Annotated in this window: 11 protein-coding genes; 1 reads left to right on the top strand and 10 read right to left on the bottom strand. The window is 54.3% G+C overall.

The window, feature by feature from the left end:
* Positions 1-168: 168 nt before the first annotated feature.
* From OKC27_RS04360 to OKC27_RS04335, 6 genes are read right to left on the bottom strand one after another with little or no spacing between them, the layout of a single operon-like run.
* On the bottom strand, positions 169-1,347 hold the full coding sequence (locus tag OKC27_RS04360; protein ID WP_182938556.1) for a hypothetical protein: 1,179 nt from the start codon (positions 1,345-1,347) through the stop codon (positions 169-171).
* A 2-nt stretch (positions 1,348-1,349) separates the two neighbouring features.
* Positions 1,350-2,012 carry an energy transducer TonB gene (locus OKC27_RS04355; RefSeq protein WP_058052631.1) on the bottom strand — a complete coding sequence of 221 codons (663 nt, stop codon included), beginning with the start codon at positions 2,010-2,012 and terminating at the stop codon, positions 1,350-1,352.
* Complete coding sequence (locus OKC27_RS04350; RefSeq protein WP_005339369.1) at positions 2,009-2,410, bottom strand: ExbD/TolR family protein; 402 nt, start codon at positions 2,408-2,410, stop codon at positions 2,009-2,011. Before OKC27_RS04350 ends, OKC27_RS04355 begins: the two co-directional genes overlap by 4 nt.
* Positions 2,407-2,937, bottom strand: a complete 531-nt coding sequence (locus OKC27_RS04345) for a MotA/TolQ/ExbB proton channel family protein (RefSeq protein WP_182938557.1) — start codon at positions 2,935-2,937, stop codon at positions 2,407-2,409. Before OKC27_RS04345 ends, OKC27_RS04350 begins: the two co-directional genes overlap by 4 nt.
* The gene (locus OKC27_RS04340) at positions 2,934-4,238 is read right to left on the bottom strand and encodes a MotA/TolQ/ExbB proton channel family protein (protein ID WP_182938558.1); all 1,305 of its coding nucleotides are present in this window, start codon (positions 4,236-4,238) and stop codon (positions 2,934-2,936) included. The genes OKC27_RS04345 and OKC27_RS04340 overlap by 4 nt, the downstream gene beginning before the upstream one ends.
* A complete protein-coding gene (locus tag OKC27_RS04335) occupies positions 4,235-4,996 on the bottom strand; it encodes a DUF3450 domain-containing protein (protein ID WP_182938559.1) in 762 nt (253 codons plus the stop codon). Before OKC27_RS04335 ends, OKC27_RS04340 begins: the two co-directional genes overlap by 4 nt.
* A gap of 210 nt (positions 4,997-5,206) precedes the next feature.
* Here OKC27_RS04335 and OKC27_RS04330 point away from each other — a divergent pair, with 210 nt between their 5' ends.
* A complete protein-coding gene (locus OKC27_RS04330; RefSeq protein ID WP_058052634.1) occupies positions 5,207-5,983 on the top strand; it encodes a helix-turn-helix transcriptional regulator in 777 nt (258 codons plus the stop codon).
* A 342-nt stretch (positions 5,984-6,325) separates the two neighbouring features.
* On the opposite strand, the gene OKC27_RS04325 is transcribed toward OKC27_RS04330, so the two are convergent.
* The 4 genes from OKC27_RS04325 to OKC27_RS04310 all read right to left on the bottom strand — a co-directional run bounded on the left by OKC27_RS04325 (position 6,326) and on the right by OKC27_RS04310 (position 14,719).
* Positions 6,326-8,707, bottom strand: coding sequence for a TOTE conflict system archaeo-eukaryotic primase domain-containing protein (locus tag OKC27_RS04325; RefSeq protein ID WP_197970782.1), 2,382 nt, complete (start codon positions 8,705-8,707; stop codon positions 6,326-6,328).
* A gap of 84 nt (positions 8,708-8,791) precedes the next feature.
* Entirely contained in the window at positions 8,792-11,038 is a 2,247-nt protein-coding gene (locus OKC27_RS04320) for a DEAD/DEAH box helicase (protein ID WP_232093591.1), read from the bottom strand.
* Positions 11,010-12,305, bottom strand: coding sequence for an ATP-binding protein (locus OKC27_RS04315; RefSeq protein WP_182938560.1), 1,296 nt, complete (start codon positions 12,303-12,305; stop codon positions 11,010-11,012). Before OKC27_RS04315 ends, OKC27_RS04320 begins: the two co-directional genes overlap by 29 nt.
* Positions 12,302-14,719 carry a tellurite resistance TerB family protein gene (locus OKC27_RS04310; RefSeq protein ID WP_182938561.1) on the bottom strand — a complete coding sequence of 806 codons (2,418 nt, stop codon included), beginning with the start codon at positions 14,717-14,719 and terminating at the stop codon, positions 12,302-12,304. Before OKC27_RS04310 ends, OKC27_RS04315 begins: the two co-directional genes overlap by 4 nt.
* Between the last annotated feature and the right edge of the window lie 288 nt (positions 14,720-15,007).

Here is a 15,007-nt window from a genome sequence, read left to right as displayed (position 1 = left end):
GGCGCCTGCTTCACAAGGAAGCTGGCTCATCAGTTCGGCGTGTTCCGCCGTGCTGGTAGGGGCGCATTATAGGGAGCCGCGCCGGGATGACAAGGGCTTTTTGCAAAAATGCGTTCGTTTGCTGAAAAAGCGAACTGAACACCCCAAAACAGCCCCTTGGCGCCACATTTACGCCGCTTTTTTGCTCAACTCTTCGCTCTGTGCCCGGATATAGTTGACCCAGCTGGTTGCCTTCTGTTGCCAGTTATCCTGCTGCTGCAGCTCACGGGCCAGTTCCAGCGCCTGGGCATACTGCTCCTTATTAAGGTGAGCCTGCACCAACAACGCTTTGGCACGATTGCCTTGCTCGCCTTTCACCGATGTGATGGCGACGAGCTGGGTCATGGCGGCATCTGTCTTGCCCTGTTGCAGCAGCAGTTCGGCGGCGCGCATGGCGGCTTTGGGCTGACCGTGCTGGTTGGCCAGCTGTTGCCAACTATCGACCGCTTGTGACCACTCCCGGGCACCTTCCCACAAGTGGGCCAGCAGTTGCCGGTTTTCAGCACTTTGCTTCATCTGCCCCTTGGCCATGGCCGCCTCCAGCAAACGGGCACCACGATAAGGCAGCCCTTGCCAGGCATAGAGGCGGATCAGCTGATTGCGGGCTGACGCGTCATCCATCAGTTTTCTGTCGATGGCGGTCTGCAACAGTGCCAGCGCCTGATCGCCACGTTTGGCGGAAAGGTTGAGCGATACCGCCTGTTGCCACCATTTGCTCTCTGTCGGCTCGTGACGGATCAGCTCGCCCGCCTGATCCGCTGCCACGCCATAACGTTGCTGGGCGGTGAGGGCAGAGAGACGAATAATGGCGGCCTGCTTCTGCCACCCCTTCTTCAGCAACTGTTCGCTCTGGCTGGCGGCATCACCGTACTGCTTGTTGTGGTAATAGAGGCCGGCCAGACGCAGGCGCAGTGCATCATCTTGCTTCAGTGCCAGTGCCGCCTTGTAGCTGGCGATGGCGCCAGACCAGTTGGATTGCTGGGCCTGAATATCGCCGCGCAGACGCAGCAACTGGAGTTGCTGCTGCTCGGGCCACTCTTTATAGGCAAGGGCCTGTTCGACATAACTGCTCGCCTGGGCAGTCTGTTGCAGATTGGCCGCCAGCGAGGCTTGCAGCTGCGCCAGCCAGGCGCGCTCGGCATCGGTGTTTGGCTTGAGTACAGATGCCTTGCTCTGGGCCTGTTGCCACTGGCCAGACTGATAGTGTTTCATCACGGGTTCAAGCTGACGGGAAAAGTGAGGGCTGACCTCCATCGCCAGACAGGCTTGGCCAACCAGGGCCAGCAGACAGATCCAGATCCGCAACATAGTTATGACTCCAGTTTGAATTTGAGCGTGATGACTTGCACCAGCTTGTCGGTGGCGCCCGGTCTCGGCTGATAGCGCCACTTGTTGATCGCCTGAATGGCCGCCCGCTCGAACTGACGCTTGGGTTTGGCCTCGACCACTTCCACATCCTGCACGCCACCGTCGGCATTCACGCTAAAGCGCAGGGTGACGAATCCTTCGATCCCTGACTGCTGGGCGCGATAGGGGTAAACCGGCTCGATCCGTTGCAGCGGCATCAGCATGTCACCGACGCCGATGCCCGCCCCCTGCTGCTGGCCGTGGTAGTTGCCACTCAATACCGGTGCGGTACTGGTCGCCACACCGGGGGCATAGACCTGCACCGCGCTGAGGCTGGAGACCAGATCCAGACTCGGCTCAACGGCCGCCAAGGGTGCCGCTGCGGGCATCGGCAGCGGTGTCGAGGCCAATGCGGCGGGAGGCTCTGGCAGCGGTTCGGGCTCTTGCGGCACCGGACGCTCCCGCACCTGCACCTCGGTCACCTCGTTCTGCATATTGATGACGATGGGCTTCTGTTCGCTCGCCACCTTCTCGCCTCGGGGCGGTTCAACCAGCGTGGCCATAAACAGCAGGATGCCCAGACTGAGGGCGATCCCTAGCCCCAGGCTCATCAGCTTGTATTTCATTTCGGCGCCACCGCCACGGCGATATTGGCGATACCCGCCGCCTTGGCCTCATCCATCACCCGCACCACCTTGCCGTGGGGCACCCGTTCGTCGGCCTGGATCACCAGGCTGGCATCGGGTTGCTCCGCCAGCAGACGGGCGATGGTGGCCTGTACCCGCTCCACATCGATCTGCTTGCGGTCGAGGAAGATCTGACCCTGAGCACCGATCGCCAGCATGATGCTGGAGGATTTCTGCGCCTTGGCCTGACTGGCCTGGGGTCGGTGCACCTCGAGCCCGGCTTCGCGCACGAAGGAGGTGGTGACAATAAAGAAGATCAGCATGATGAACACGATATCCAGCATGGGGGTCATATCGATCTGCACTTCGTCACGCTGGCGTTTGGATTGCCGTCTCATTGCATTACCTTCTCTTCTCGCAGGCCGTCCCGGGTCTTGGCCAGCGCACGCTTGGCCTGACTTTCGAGCCGACTGAGTAACAACACGCCGGAGAGCGCCACCACCATGCCAGCCATGGTGGGGATGGTGGCGCGGGAGATCCCGCCCGCCATGCTCTCCGGGTTAAAGCGGTTGGCCGCGGCCAACGCATCGAATACGCCGATCATGCCGGTCACTGTGCCCAGCAACCCCAGCATGGGGCAGAGCACCACCAGGGTGCGGATGAAGATCAGATGATGGTTCAGTTCCAGCTCCGCCTGTGCCAGCCAGCGACTGCGGATCGCCCGGGCGTGCCAGCTGTGGCGCTCGCTGCGCGCCTGCCAGCGGCCGAGCAGCTGTTGCTGCAAGGGGCCGAAACCCAGATTGAGGTAGAGCAGCCGCTCGATCATCAAAATCCACATCAGCACCAGCAGGGCCAGAATGACCCAGAGCACCGGGCCGCCACGGCCCATGAAGCTCTGCAGCTGTTGCCAGATGTCGAGCATCATGCTGCTCGCTCCATCCCGCCGTTATTGCTCTCGGCGCGCTCGGCCAGAATGCCGGCCACCTGCTGCTCCAGCACATTGGAAAGCTCGATGAAGCGGGACTGCAGCAGGCTGTGGGCCAGGATCAGCGGAATGGCCGCCACCAGACCCTGTACCGTGGTGACCAGCGCCATGGAGATGCCGCCCGCCATGATCTTGGGATCGCCGGTGCCAAACTGGGTGATGGCCTGGAAGGTGCCGATCATCCCGGTCACAGTTCCGAGCAGACCCAGCATGGGGGCGATGGCCGCGATTACCTTGACCATGCCGATGCCGCGCTCCATGCGAGGAGTCTCCTGCAGGATCGCCTCATCAAGACGCAGCTCGAGGGTCTCCATGCTCAGCTCGGGGTGTTTGTCCGCCACCGTCAGCACCCGGCCGAGGGCGTTGTCGGCGTGATACTCGCCGCTCTTGAGCTGGCGGCGCACCCGACCCAGTTCGCGAGAGAGGCTCCACAGCCGTACCGCCGCAATTCCCAGACCGATAGCGGCCAGCAGCACGATAATGGCGCCGACCTGACCACCTTGCTGTACCTGCTGCCAGAAGGTGGGCGCCTGTGCCAGCATCGCCAGCAGAGTGCCATGAGCAGGATCAAGCGGCAGCGCTTCCCCTTCCTGACCCTGATAAGCCGCAACGGCAGAGAGCACGCTACCAGGCAGACCCAGTATCGGGCTCAAGCCTTCGGCGGTCGGTTGCAGGAAGCCGTCGCTCCCCAGCAGGGCAAAGCTGCCAACCCGGGTCAGCGACTGCTCGCTGGCAGCCCCCTGGGCATCGAGCACCTTGCCGTTGAATTGGGCAATCCGGCCAGATTCGCGGATCTCCTGCAGCAGGGTGGCAGGCAGCAGGGCGAGGGCGGCGCGATCCGGCACCTGTTTATCCTGTGCCATGGCCTTTAGCGGGGCGAGACGCTCCGGGTACTGGCCCTCGATTGCGGATTCGCTCAGCAGCTTGACTGCATCGCTGGCGCCCTGACGGGTGACCGCGAAGATCTCGTTCATGTCGCCGGAGGCTTGCTCCCACTGAGTGTTGAGCTCGACCAGTTGCTTCTCGTTGCTGGCGAACTGGCTGGCCAGCTCCTTGCTCAGGCGCTGGGCCTCGGCCAGTCTGGCGCGGGCAGTGCCGAGCTCCTTGGCAACGGTCGCCAGATCTTGCTGAGCCTGCTGCTCACGAGCCTGTTCCTGCTGCTGCCACTCATCGGCGACAGCGGCGTTGGCACCGTAGAAGAGGGCAATAAGGAGGGGGAACCACTTCATGGTGACTCTCATGATTGGGCCTCCTGACTACGGCTGACAGAGAGGGGGACATTGAGCAACTGGGGAACTTTCTTGTCGGCGGCCACATCCATCGCCTCGGCGATGGGGGAAAGCCATTGACTGTCGAGGGCTTGCCACTGCTTCGCCTCGGCAGACCAGCGCCATGCCTGACTGCGATCGGCAGTCATCGCCAGCAGGGAGACCCGACCCAGCGCCAACACATCGACCCGACGCGGGGCACCATCCAGCTCCAGCTCGGCGGAATAGCTGTCCATCCGGCTGCCGTATTCGGCTTCGATCTGATAGGCCTGCAGCAGCTGGCGGAATTTCTCCGCCTCGCTCACGTCGGCGCGGGCCAGCGTCACTTTCAACTGTTCAACCCGCGCCAGCCGATCTTCCTTGCGCAGCGGGATATCGTTTTGCACCAGCTGTTCCAGATCTGCCTGCATCTGCAGCATCAGCGGGATCAAGCCCTGACGGGTCTCTTGCACCGCTTCCAGCTGCTGGCCCAGTTTACCCAGCTCATTTTGCTGATCGGCCACCAGAGATTGCATGTAGCGGTTGTAGGCTTCGAGGTCGCGCAGTTGCAGCTGGGCATTTTGCAGCTCCAGTCGTGCGGCAACGACGGCATCGGCGGCTTTTTCCACCCGCTGCTGGGAGGCTTTCCCGGCAGCTATGCTGTTCTTGAGGGCGGGAGCAACCAGCTCATCCCCGATGGCAGCAAAGTGGACTGACAGTGGCAGCAGGGCCACACCCCATAACTTGTTCATTGAAATACATCTTATTAATGATAACTATTATCATTATCTCAAATGCAGCGCAGACTGGCAACGAGAGGATTTCCTTGGCCTTTATGCACAAAAACAGGATAATTTTTAAGCACGCACGGAATAAGTGGCGCCAATAGCCACCGCACAAATATAAATAACGAGAAAAAATCTTTTCGATCAGTGTGATAGAGATCGAAAAAGGAGAAAGTAATGCTCAACGATGCGATCTGGGAACATATCGACCAGTTCACCAAGGCAACAAAAACCAGCGATATCCAGCAACTGCTGGAGCGCTTCAGTCATCAAATGGGCTTTGATTACTTTCGGCTGCTGATTATTTTCCCCATCAGCATGCAAAAATCCCACGTGGCACTGTTCAACAACTGTCCGACCACCTGGTTTGACGCCTATAGCGAAAACCAGTATCTGACTCAGGATCCGGTGGTCTATCTGGGGCTGAAACAGACCCAGCCGATCTTCTGGAACAAGCTCGACTGCGACTCGCCCTGGCTGCCCAGCGCCAGCCGCGATGTGATGAACCTGGCGGCCGATTTCGGAGTGCGCAATGGCGTCTCCTTTCCGCTGCACACCCCGCAGGGGGAGCACGGCATCCTGTCATTCATCACCAAGGAGAAATCCAACTCCGACCTGATGTTTGAAAATGTCCCGCTGCTGTCGTTCTGCGCCAGCTACATCTTCAACTCCGCGCTGCAACTGATCAAAAGCAGACCGGATATGATGAAATACCTGACCGAACTGTCGGATCGGGAGAAGGAGTGCCTGTTCTGGGCCAGCGAGGGCAAGACCTCCTGGGAGATCGCCACCATCCTCGGTATCAGTGAGCGGACGGTCAACTTTCACCTGACCCAGGTGACCAACAAGACCGACTCGAAGAACCGCAGTCAGGCCATCGCCAAGGGGATCACCAGCGGCATCATAGTGCCCTCCCTCGACGAGGTGACCATCACCAACCTGCGGCTGTCGTAACCCTCAGCCAAAACAAAAAGAGCCGTAATTGCGGCTCTTTTTCATTTCAGAAATGTGGGATGAAAATACAGTTTCATCCCACATAGCAGAAAAACGGCCGTTTTTTCGGTCAAAATAGAAGCTAAAGTATCATCCTAAATCCGGCCATAAAACTACATAGGCCGAGATGCATGAAAATAAAGTTTCATCCTAGCTAGTGGGAGCATATGGCTTTTTCACTAAAACCAAACTCCGGGTTTGGCGATGCCCCCCGGGTGTCAGGATTAAGTTGTCGCTTAACCGGCCCTCTTGCGGGACGGTCATCATCGTCCGTCGAGGCGGCTTCAGGTGAATCAATATTTCTCAAAGCCCCGTGATGACACCTTGTCTTGGAAAATCACTCAGTTCAGCCTCTTCGAAACGATAGCCCATCGCAGCATAGCCCTTGGCTCGACGACCGAACATTCTCTCCAGCATGGGATGGCCAATATCGATGTAGTCATAAACTTGAACCTCTGCTTTAGCATCACTCACTCGATGGATCCGACCGACGTATTGCGCCAGAGTTCCTTTCCAAGAGATCGGCAGCACCAAAAACAGCGTGTCCAAGCGTGGTAAGTCAAATCCCTCACCGACATACTTGCCGGTGGCGATAACCACATCGGCCTGTCCTAAACGCGCTTTCTCTTCCCGCATCTGCGATGCCTTCATACCACCTTTTAATGTTGAAGTCTGGTAACCCAATACCTCAAGGCGTTTGCCCAGATCTTCTGCATGGCTACGGCGCTCTGTCAGCACGATAGGGCTCCGTCCCAGCTGAATGCTGCGTACGATGTCCGACACGATCCGTGATGTCCTCGCCTCATCCTCAATAAGCCATTTGAAGACTGCGGAAATATGTGGCTTGTGTTCCTTGTCCATCAATGCAGCTGGCGGAGTTGTGTTGATTACACTGCGATACAGCGTCTTCGCAAAATCCGCCTGTTCTTTCGCTTTAGCGTGGAAACGGATTGGGCCAGCTTGCATAAAGATGATCGGTTGGTGCCCATCCTGACGCTGAGGTGTTGCCGTCACCCCTATGACATAACGAGGGCTGAGTTCACTCAGGAGATGTTCGTACCGCGGAGCCGACAAGTGATGGCATTCATCTACAATGACTTGACCATATTCGAATGCAAACGGCTTGATTGTGTTGTCAGTACGAGTCAACAAGCTTTGATATGTTGCCACATCTATTTGGCCCGTTGGCTTTGCCCGTCCCCCGTAAACGACACCAATCTCCACATCAGCTAGAAATGACTGAAGACGCTCCTGCCACTGCAACACCAGCTCCTTGCTGTGCACCAAAACCAAGGTATTGACCCGACGCTTGGCGATCATCCCTATCGCCGTGATTGTTTTCCCAAATGCCGTCGGTGCATGGAGGATCCCAACGTCCTGCTCTGCCATCGTATTCACAGCCAACTGCTGCTCTTTACGCAAAAGACCCAGGAAGCGGATCCCTTTCAATGGCATTCCTTTAGTCCGCTCATCACGCAGCTCAGCGATAATGTCTTGTTCTGCCAGCAACTCGAGCAACGCCCCCTGTGTTCCTCGCGGCAAACTCAAGTAGTTTCCCTCCATCCTCGCACAACAGATGTGGCGAGGGATCCCTACGGTTGAAAACCGTAGGGCCTGTGTTTTGAAGAACTGAGGATTGGAAAATGTCGCCAGACGCTTTAACCGCGCAACAAGCTGCGAAGGTAATGAGGCCGTTGGAACATGGATCATGTTTGCCAAAACCAACTCGACTTGGCTAGGGCAACCAGCAATACGGCCTTTCGCCACTGGCAGCTTTGCTTCCCAAGGAGTTTCTGATGAGGCGGTATGCTCCGCATGCGCCAGTTCACCACCAAATTGCTCGATGATAACCTCAATCTCTGCACTGGTCATCGTGCCGGTTTGCATCAATGTCAGCCAAGGATCTACCACCTCATTAAAATCGGCATCAATGAAGGTGCTGTTGCCGTTTTGCCTAGGACCATATTGCAATGGCAAAGCAATCAAGTTCCCAAATCCTCCTGCAGGCATATGATCCTGATTAGGAAATAGACGGTCATAAGAATCGAATCCAAGTTTTGGATAGCGCTCCATCGCTTTATCGAGGAGACCCGCGCCCAATAAGCGCGCCCTTTGTGCCGACACTAACTCCGAAAAAAAAATCCATACATGAGCACCGCTACCGGAGCGGGAGCGCTCGACCAGACAGGGAACGCCCAGCTCCTCACAAACCTCTCTCAGGGCAGTAACGGCAGGTTGCCAATCTGACTTATCAAAGTCAGCGGCCAGCAGGCGACACATGTCACTAGGCAGCAATGGGTAGATCCCAATTGTGCACTTTCCTGTCAGGTGGGCACGCAGTGTTTGGTCGAGCACCGGTAAAAACTTGCGTTGCTGACACTCACCACATTTGATTTTTGGTTTTAAGCAGACACCGGGCTTCCATTCATTCGCGCAAGCCACCGAGTAACCGGACTTGCCAGCCTTACTCTCCCAGCGAGTAGCAAACACATCAGGTCGTCCGATGAAACGTTCGGCGAAGAGTGTAATCTTCTGTTCGGAAGAAAGAGATGCACACGATGGCGGGGACACCACAGCACGAGCCAACTGGCTACGCTGTGTTTCAAGATGTTTTCGTTCCAACTCCAGTTCGGCGATCTGCTCCGCAATCTGCTGTAATCGATGATTTATCGGTTCAATATCCATCAAAATTCCGTGCGACAGCTTTGGGATAATGCGAATAAGTCACTATACCAAGCCAAGTGTCACTTGCTTAATAGTGATTCAGATTCAGCTCGCAAAATGTCTCTGGGCGAACAATATTGCGGCCGGGATATCCAGCGATATTGAAGCAAACGATCTCTTAAGCAACGGCTCTGGCAGCGCCCAATCCCATTTTTCGCGCAGCATGTTTTCTACATCTGCAAGAGTCGAATTGAGATCGCCTGGGTCTAGGCTACCTACTGCATTTAGTGCAGCGTTTGCTTGAGTTATGTTCGCATCAATCTCGATAACAAGACCCGTATTATGGCAAGGTAGACCCACATGATTGAGCAACAGGCGTAGTGCATCGTTGGCGTAGTCACCTAGCCAGCTGATCAATGAACACTTACTGCCAGACTCGATCAAGTAACCGTCACCAAGGCGCAATGAGGAAAAAGTCTTTCGAGCCTCGTCGAGTAACGCTTGAGCGCTACTGTCAATAAACGGGCAGGGGGCCGAATCGGCCAGAACTGCGCGCATCTCTTTACGTACGACGTCATGCACCATTGCCCCCAAACCATCGAACTGGGGAGGTGCGCCGCCGCGCGCGGCTGAAACAATGATGACCTTGGCCTGTAGATCAACATCACGCACCTGCCATCTACGGCCTCCAAAAATAATGCGTTGATCCTTGGTCAGCGGACGGCTTACGGGGACTGACCCCAGCGTTTTACCATCACACACCAGGCGGAATTCTTCATCACTGGTGAATGCACTGTAGAACTCATAATGGTTGATCAGTCGTTCTCCAACCTCCCCAGGAAGCAATAACCCTGAACTATCTTGAATAATGAGTTCATGCTCACCTAGGGATTTGAGCAGTCCCATAAAGTCTGACTTCTCAACCTTCGGAAATGCTCCTTCGGCAATCAAGCTTTTCCAGAGATCCGCAGCAGATGCGCCACCACACTGAGCAATGACGGAAAGGCATTGCTGAACAAGGGTGGACGCGTGTATGCCCTGAGCTCTGGGAGGTTCAAACCATCCACGAGCTAGCAGTCTAACCATAGAAATGGTCTGGACCAGTCCTTGTCGCAACTGATCAGAAAGACTCGAGCCATCAGTGAGTGGCGACTCTTTGCAATAAACGCGCAGTGTCGCTTTTTCTCCATGGCGTCTGCCAGAACGCCCTAGTCGTTGGCGCAAACTCGCCACCGATGGTGGGGCCCCAATCTGAACAACTGTCTTGATACTACCGATATCGATTCCGAGCTCAAGCGTCGTGGTACAAATTGCTGATGCTGGCTGATTACCTACTTTGAGCGCATGCTCAGCTTGCTCCCGCAGCTCTTTTGAGAGGCTACCGTGATGAGGCCAGAATTCGTTGGGCACACCATCATTTTCGCACCGTCGACGTAACTGGTCTGCGTACCATTCAACCTGTGCCCGACTATTCGGGAAAACTAGATTATTGCTGCCGCGCAATACTTTGTAGATATGATTAGCGATCGCAAAATCAGGGCTTGCTGCCTCGTTTTCTTGCTCAGCCTCATTTTCTCCATCATGAGAAAGCTCAACACGCGCCTTCATCAGCTCGCTCATCGGTGGTTGGATGTAACCACGGACTTGCACCTGGAGAGTCTGGTTTGAATTTTTGGACTCAATAACAGTCACTGTATCGGCGCACCCCGGTCGTAGAAACTCCGATGCCATCTTCATGTCGCCTAGGGTCGCTGACAACCCAACTCTAGGAAGGCGACAGCCAGCAACAAGTTCTACGCGGTGTATCAGGGATTGAAGCTGCTTACCTCGCTCGCTTCCGATGAAGGCGTGCAACTCATCAACGACGATATAACGCAGATTTTGGAATACCCCACCAAGACTTGAGCCACGATTGACGAACAGAGCTTCAAGAGATTCTGGGGTGATTAATAGCACCCCCTCAGACGATTTTAGAAAGCGGTGTTTTTTGCTCGATGAAATATCCCCGTGCCAAGCCACTACCGGAATTTCAAGCTGCTCACAGAGGCGGCTTAATCTATCCCATTGATCATTGATTAAAGCCTTGAGGGGACTGATATACAGCACAGCTCCCAGTGAATCATCCTGGTTAAGCAAGTTGGTGAGTATGGGAAGGAATGCAGCTTCTGTTTTACCTGCGGCAGTCGCTGCGGCGATGATGACATCTTGGTCGGCATTCACTAGCACTGGCACCGCCCACTCTTGAGCGTCGCGCAAAGACGTCCAGCCTTCAGCCCAAATCCATCGCTGGATCCGGTATTCTAGCTGATCGAAACCCGATGAATCAGAGTGTGAAGGTGGCAAGTTCATCATCTGCATCGACCTTTATGTCGTTCTCACCGCCTAAGTCTTTGGCGATCTCAACGCCTCCAATGAGTGCCCGCCAATCGGAACCTGGGTTTTGCTCCAGAATGGCCAGTAGGTTGATGAACCCAGTGATCGTGGTGCGCGGAGTACGGAAGTAGGCTTCCCCCAATCGTTGGTTGCAGTGTGCCATGAACTGTGGGAGTGCCTCGTCAGGCAGCAAATACTTTTCAGCATCACCGCTTGCATATACATGTCGAAGTTTCTGAAGAAGTACATAGAAGTCTTCAGGGGTAAGACTCATGAGACGGATAACAGGCCCTGAAAGATCCACTAACCCGGTTTTAGCAAAGGAGTTCTCGGCCAGTCGGGACTGCAAGGCCGGGTAGCTGAATAGGCCTCGGCGAGTGTCCATTAAAAATTCTGGAGTGCCACCCAATACAAAACCAAGTCCTTCGGATGATCCCTGAAGGGAATCATTGAGGATACGTAGGATCTGCTCATAGTTGGCATTACGAGCCTGCGTGTTAGCTAGCTTGTAGAGATTCACCAACTCATCGAGACAGACCATTAGACCACCAAAACCTGCAAGCTTGACGAATTTCGAAAGCAGCTTGAGCTGATCGTAGACGGAGGCATCATCAATGATAGTTCGCACACCCAAGGCTGCTCGGGCATCCGTCTTGGTGGTAAACTCTCCACGTAACCAGCGGATTGCATCAGCTTTGAGTTGCTCATTGCCCTCCTCGAAGCCCCGGCAATACGCAGCAATCACTTCAGCAAAGTCATATCCGTTGACCATCTCGGTCAGTTCACTTAGGTGTTTGCGAATAACAGCTTCACTCTCTACACCTGCAACCTTGGCTTCAGATTTAGCTTGGGAGATAAATTTTTCAACGATGCCTTGCAGTGCCCCTCCATCGGGTTTTGTCCGCGTTGACATGTTCTTGGCTAACTCAGAGTAAAGTGAGCGAGCCTGCCCACCAGTGGCATGCAGCCGACGGTCAGGGTTCAAATCGGCATGCATGGTCACGAGTTTCCGTTCCATAGCAATTGCTCGCACCAAGTTCAAGAAGAACGTCTTGCCAGCCCCGTATTCGCCGATCACGACTCGAAAGGCTGAACCACTATCGGCCAGTCGATCTACATCTTTGATCAGTGCATCAAGTTCGCCAACCCGGCCAACTTGAATCAAATGTTGTCCGATACGAGGAACCACGCCGGCGCGCAGTGATTGAATGACCGCGTCGCGATCTTTGGATCTGATTTTGCTCATAGGGCTAATTCTTCCAGAATGTCTGAATTGATTTCGATAGGATCATCACCCTCTGTGACGGGCATGTCGAAACGTTCAAAAGCCATGTCGTTGATTTGCTCCAAAACACCATCGAGCATCAGTTCCATGTCGCTGGCTACAGCTTCAAGCTCGAGACGGCTCCACTCGGGGCGAGAGATCAACAAACGAAGGAATGCAGAGTGCTCTGAGTCTAGACCGACAACATCAGCACTCAACACCTGATCAGGCTCTATGGTTTCAATGTGTTGCTCAACCTCCGGAACCTGATCATCAATGAACACTTGGGCCAGTAGAACAGAAACCTCCGCAGTCTCTCGTTGTAACTGTGCAATCCGCTCATGATCTAGCACGAAGCCTTGTTTCGCAGTTGCGGAGACTTGTGCTTCGGATTTGGGATAGCCTGTTACAGGATTAACGGGCGCAATACTCGCTCCAGATGCTGCTCCGTGAAGGTCGCCATATAGCAGCTGACTATCCAGTTGCAATGTCTTATACACTCGCTCAAGAAGCTTCACCTCTGACGGACTGACGGTGCCATCGGCTTGAGCCAGGTGAGCCAAGAAGCTGGCGATTGTACGCTTTGCTTCGACGGTCAATGGATCAAGCTTTTTCTTAAGACTTGCGAGAGTGGGTGGTTGCTGGAGTTGAATTTGCAAATGAGCCTTGAGACGCTTGCGATGGGCAACGTTCAAGTGATCCCATGAGTCTATGTGTTGAGCAAGCAGCATGATTTCATCATTGGAGGTGTCACCATCGGCAGATGCTACTGCACTGGCCAGATCAAGGGTTACCGATGCGGCATTGTACGCCGCAGAAGCCCGGAGTGATCCGTCTTCTGGCTGGGTTACGAACAATGCGATTCGGTCTTCAGCTTTCGGTGTCTTACAACCGGCCAGTACGTCTGGCTCCAAACCGATATGAAGTGACTCCAGCGCTTGAGCAAGCGCAAGCACCTTATTGCGAGACAGTGTCCCAGCGCTCTTGAAGCGGCCTGCGAGTTCGCCAAAGCTCATGACAACCAAGTCATCGCCAATTCTAGACTTTAGCTCATCTAACTCCGCGCGTGCCGCTGCTGGCCATAGTGCAGCCGGAAGTTGAAGGAGGCCTTCTAGGGCTTCTGCATTTTCAAGGTTTCGGCCCAAATACCGGCTGTACGGTTCAAGCTCACTAGTACATAGCTCAACTAGTTCGTGTAGATGCTTACGTGTGCCCGAGGTTGCCATGACATCGGGAAGATCACCAAGATTAAGCGTCTGTACCTTCAATGCCGAAGATGCTGGACGGTAGCTAGCCTTAAGCCTGGTCTTGTTTTTCACCAAGATCAGACCATTAGGATACAAGTCTGTGTACTTAAGCTTGAACAGGGTTGCAAAGATGTCTTTGCAGCGTGTGGCAGGGGTCCGTTTATTGATGTTGGGGTCAGCTAAAGCCCAAGCTAAAGCCCAATCTGCATCAAGAGGTTTTTTGTTAGAGGCATGTTGCCCTAACCCTATGCGTAGTGTCAGCGGCATCTCGGAGGTGGACGCTGTCAATTTGGGAGGTGGGCTGAGATAGATGTTTGGATTAACAGTTGTAGTGCTTCTCAGATAATCCAGAAAACCCTCCGCATATCCCCTGAATGATCGGTTTTCGCCATAAATACTCAGTAGGCGCTGGATTTCTGTAACTATCAAAGGAATCTCAGCGTTCACCTCGGGCTCATTTACGGCATCAACGAAAACCCGGCGCTCCAGCCCATAGAAAAAGAGAAAGACGTAACCTAAATCTACCAATGGCTCATGGCGTCCTCCAGCAAGCCACTGAAGATAGCCACGACGAGCCTCTGGTGTGATTGAGTGAAAACTTGGCCAATAAGGCATTAGCCGCTCTTTGATATCGACATATGACTTGGCGATCCGAAGTTTTGAGTTGATTAGAGAGGGCTCTTGCTCGTCGTACCGACCACCTAATGTGGTTCCCAAATAGAACATGCCACCGGGGAGCGAAAAACCAGATACAGTGACAGACTCTCCTGCTGGTACCCAGCGGGCATCAGATTTCTGTCTGCCAGCATCTGGAATTCCAAACGTTGTGGAAGGGTGTGAACCGAGTTGAATGGTAAACAATCCGGAAGCGTCCTCCGTCTCTATGTCACCCATTGAACTCTCAGATCTAGAGACACTCATGCTGGTATTTTGGGGGTCTTGCTGGCGAGTGGCCACTAAAGCGGATGTTGGTATTTGATTCTTCTGTTGTTTTGCGCGTTTGCCTAATTGCCATAGAACAACCCAAATACAAGCTATGACCACAATGGCGAAAGCATGCTTCGGGATTGCTGCAGCAATCCCGAAGACCAGTACAAAAATAATCAGGATGCTATTACTACTTGAGTGTTTTGCTTTGTGTCTTGCCATGAGTTATTCCAACTATTGATAAATGGGCGCTGGTACAATGGGTGCTTCCTATAAGCTCAATGATCGGGCCCCCGGTGTTGACGGAAAGAACGATAGAAAAAAGGACCCATTCGAAGGCGAAGCGTTAGTATATATCACGTTTGCATCAGGGCCTGTATTGACCCCCATCTAAATACCAGTCGATTGGCATCACAATCTATTAACGTAAAGGCATGCTCAATATGCTGCATCACAATTATTAAACATAGAGAGTTAAGAAATAACGTGTTGTTTTTAAAGAATTTTTAT

Source organism: Aeromonas sp. QDB62 (genome assembly GCF_027705695.1).
Classification (GTDB): Bacteria; Pseudomonadota; Gammaproteobacteria; order Enterobacterales; family Aeromonadaceae; genus Aeromonas; species Aeromonas allosaccharophila.
This window is presented reverse-complemented; position numbering and strand designations above follow the sequence as displayed.

Bases quoted from the DNA above. Each gene is read 5' to 3' on its own strand.
- OKC27_RS04340 (WP_182938558.1), bottom strand. From the start codon at position 4,238: ATGAGAGTCACCATGAAGTGGTTCCCCCTCCTTATTGCCCTCTTCTAC.
- OKC27_RS04320 (WP_232093591.1), bottom strand. From the start codon at position 11,038: ATGATGAACTTGCCACCTTCACACTCTGATTCATCGGGTTTCGATCAG.
- OKC27_RS04325 (WP_197970782.1), bottom strand. From the start codon at position 8,707: ATGGATATTGAACCGATAAATCATCGATTACAGCAGATTGCGGAGCAG.
- OKC27_RS04360 (WP_182938556.1), bottom strand. From the start codon at position 1,347: ATGTTGCGGATCTGGATCTGTCTGCTGGCCCTGGTTGGCCAAGCCTGT.
- OKC27_RS04345 (WP_182938557.1), bottom strand. From the start codon at position 2,937: ATGATGCTCGACATCTGGCAACAGCTGCAGAGCTTCATGGGCCGTGGC.
- OKC27_RS04335 (WP_182938559.1), bottom strand. From the start codon at position 4,996: ATGAACAAGTTATGGGGTGTGGCCCTGCTGCCACTGTCAGTCCACTTT.
- OKC27_RS04330 (WP_058052634.1), top strand. From the start codon at position 5,207: ATGCTCAACGATGCGATCTGGGAACATATCGACCAGTTCACCAAGGCA.
- OKC27_RS04310 (WP_182938561.1), bottom strand. From the start codon at position 14,719: ATGGCAAGACACAAAGCAAAACACTCAAGTAGTAATAGCATCCTGATT.
- OKC27_RS04355 (WP_058052631.1), bottom strand. From the start codon at position 2,012: ATGAAATACAAGCTGATGAGCCTGGGGCTAGGGATCGCCCTCAGTCTG.
- OKC27_RS04350 (WP_005339369.1), bottom strand. From the start codon at position 2,410: ATGAGACGGCAATCCAAACGCCAGCGTGACGAAGTGCAGATCGATATG.
- OKC27_RS04315 (WP_182938560.1), bottom strand. From the start codon at position 12,305: ATGAGCAAAATCAGATCCAAAGATCGCGACGCGGTCATTCAATCACTG.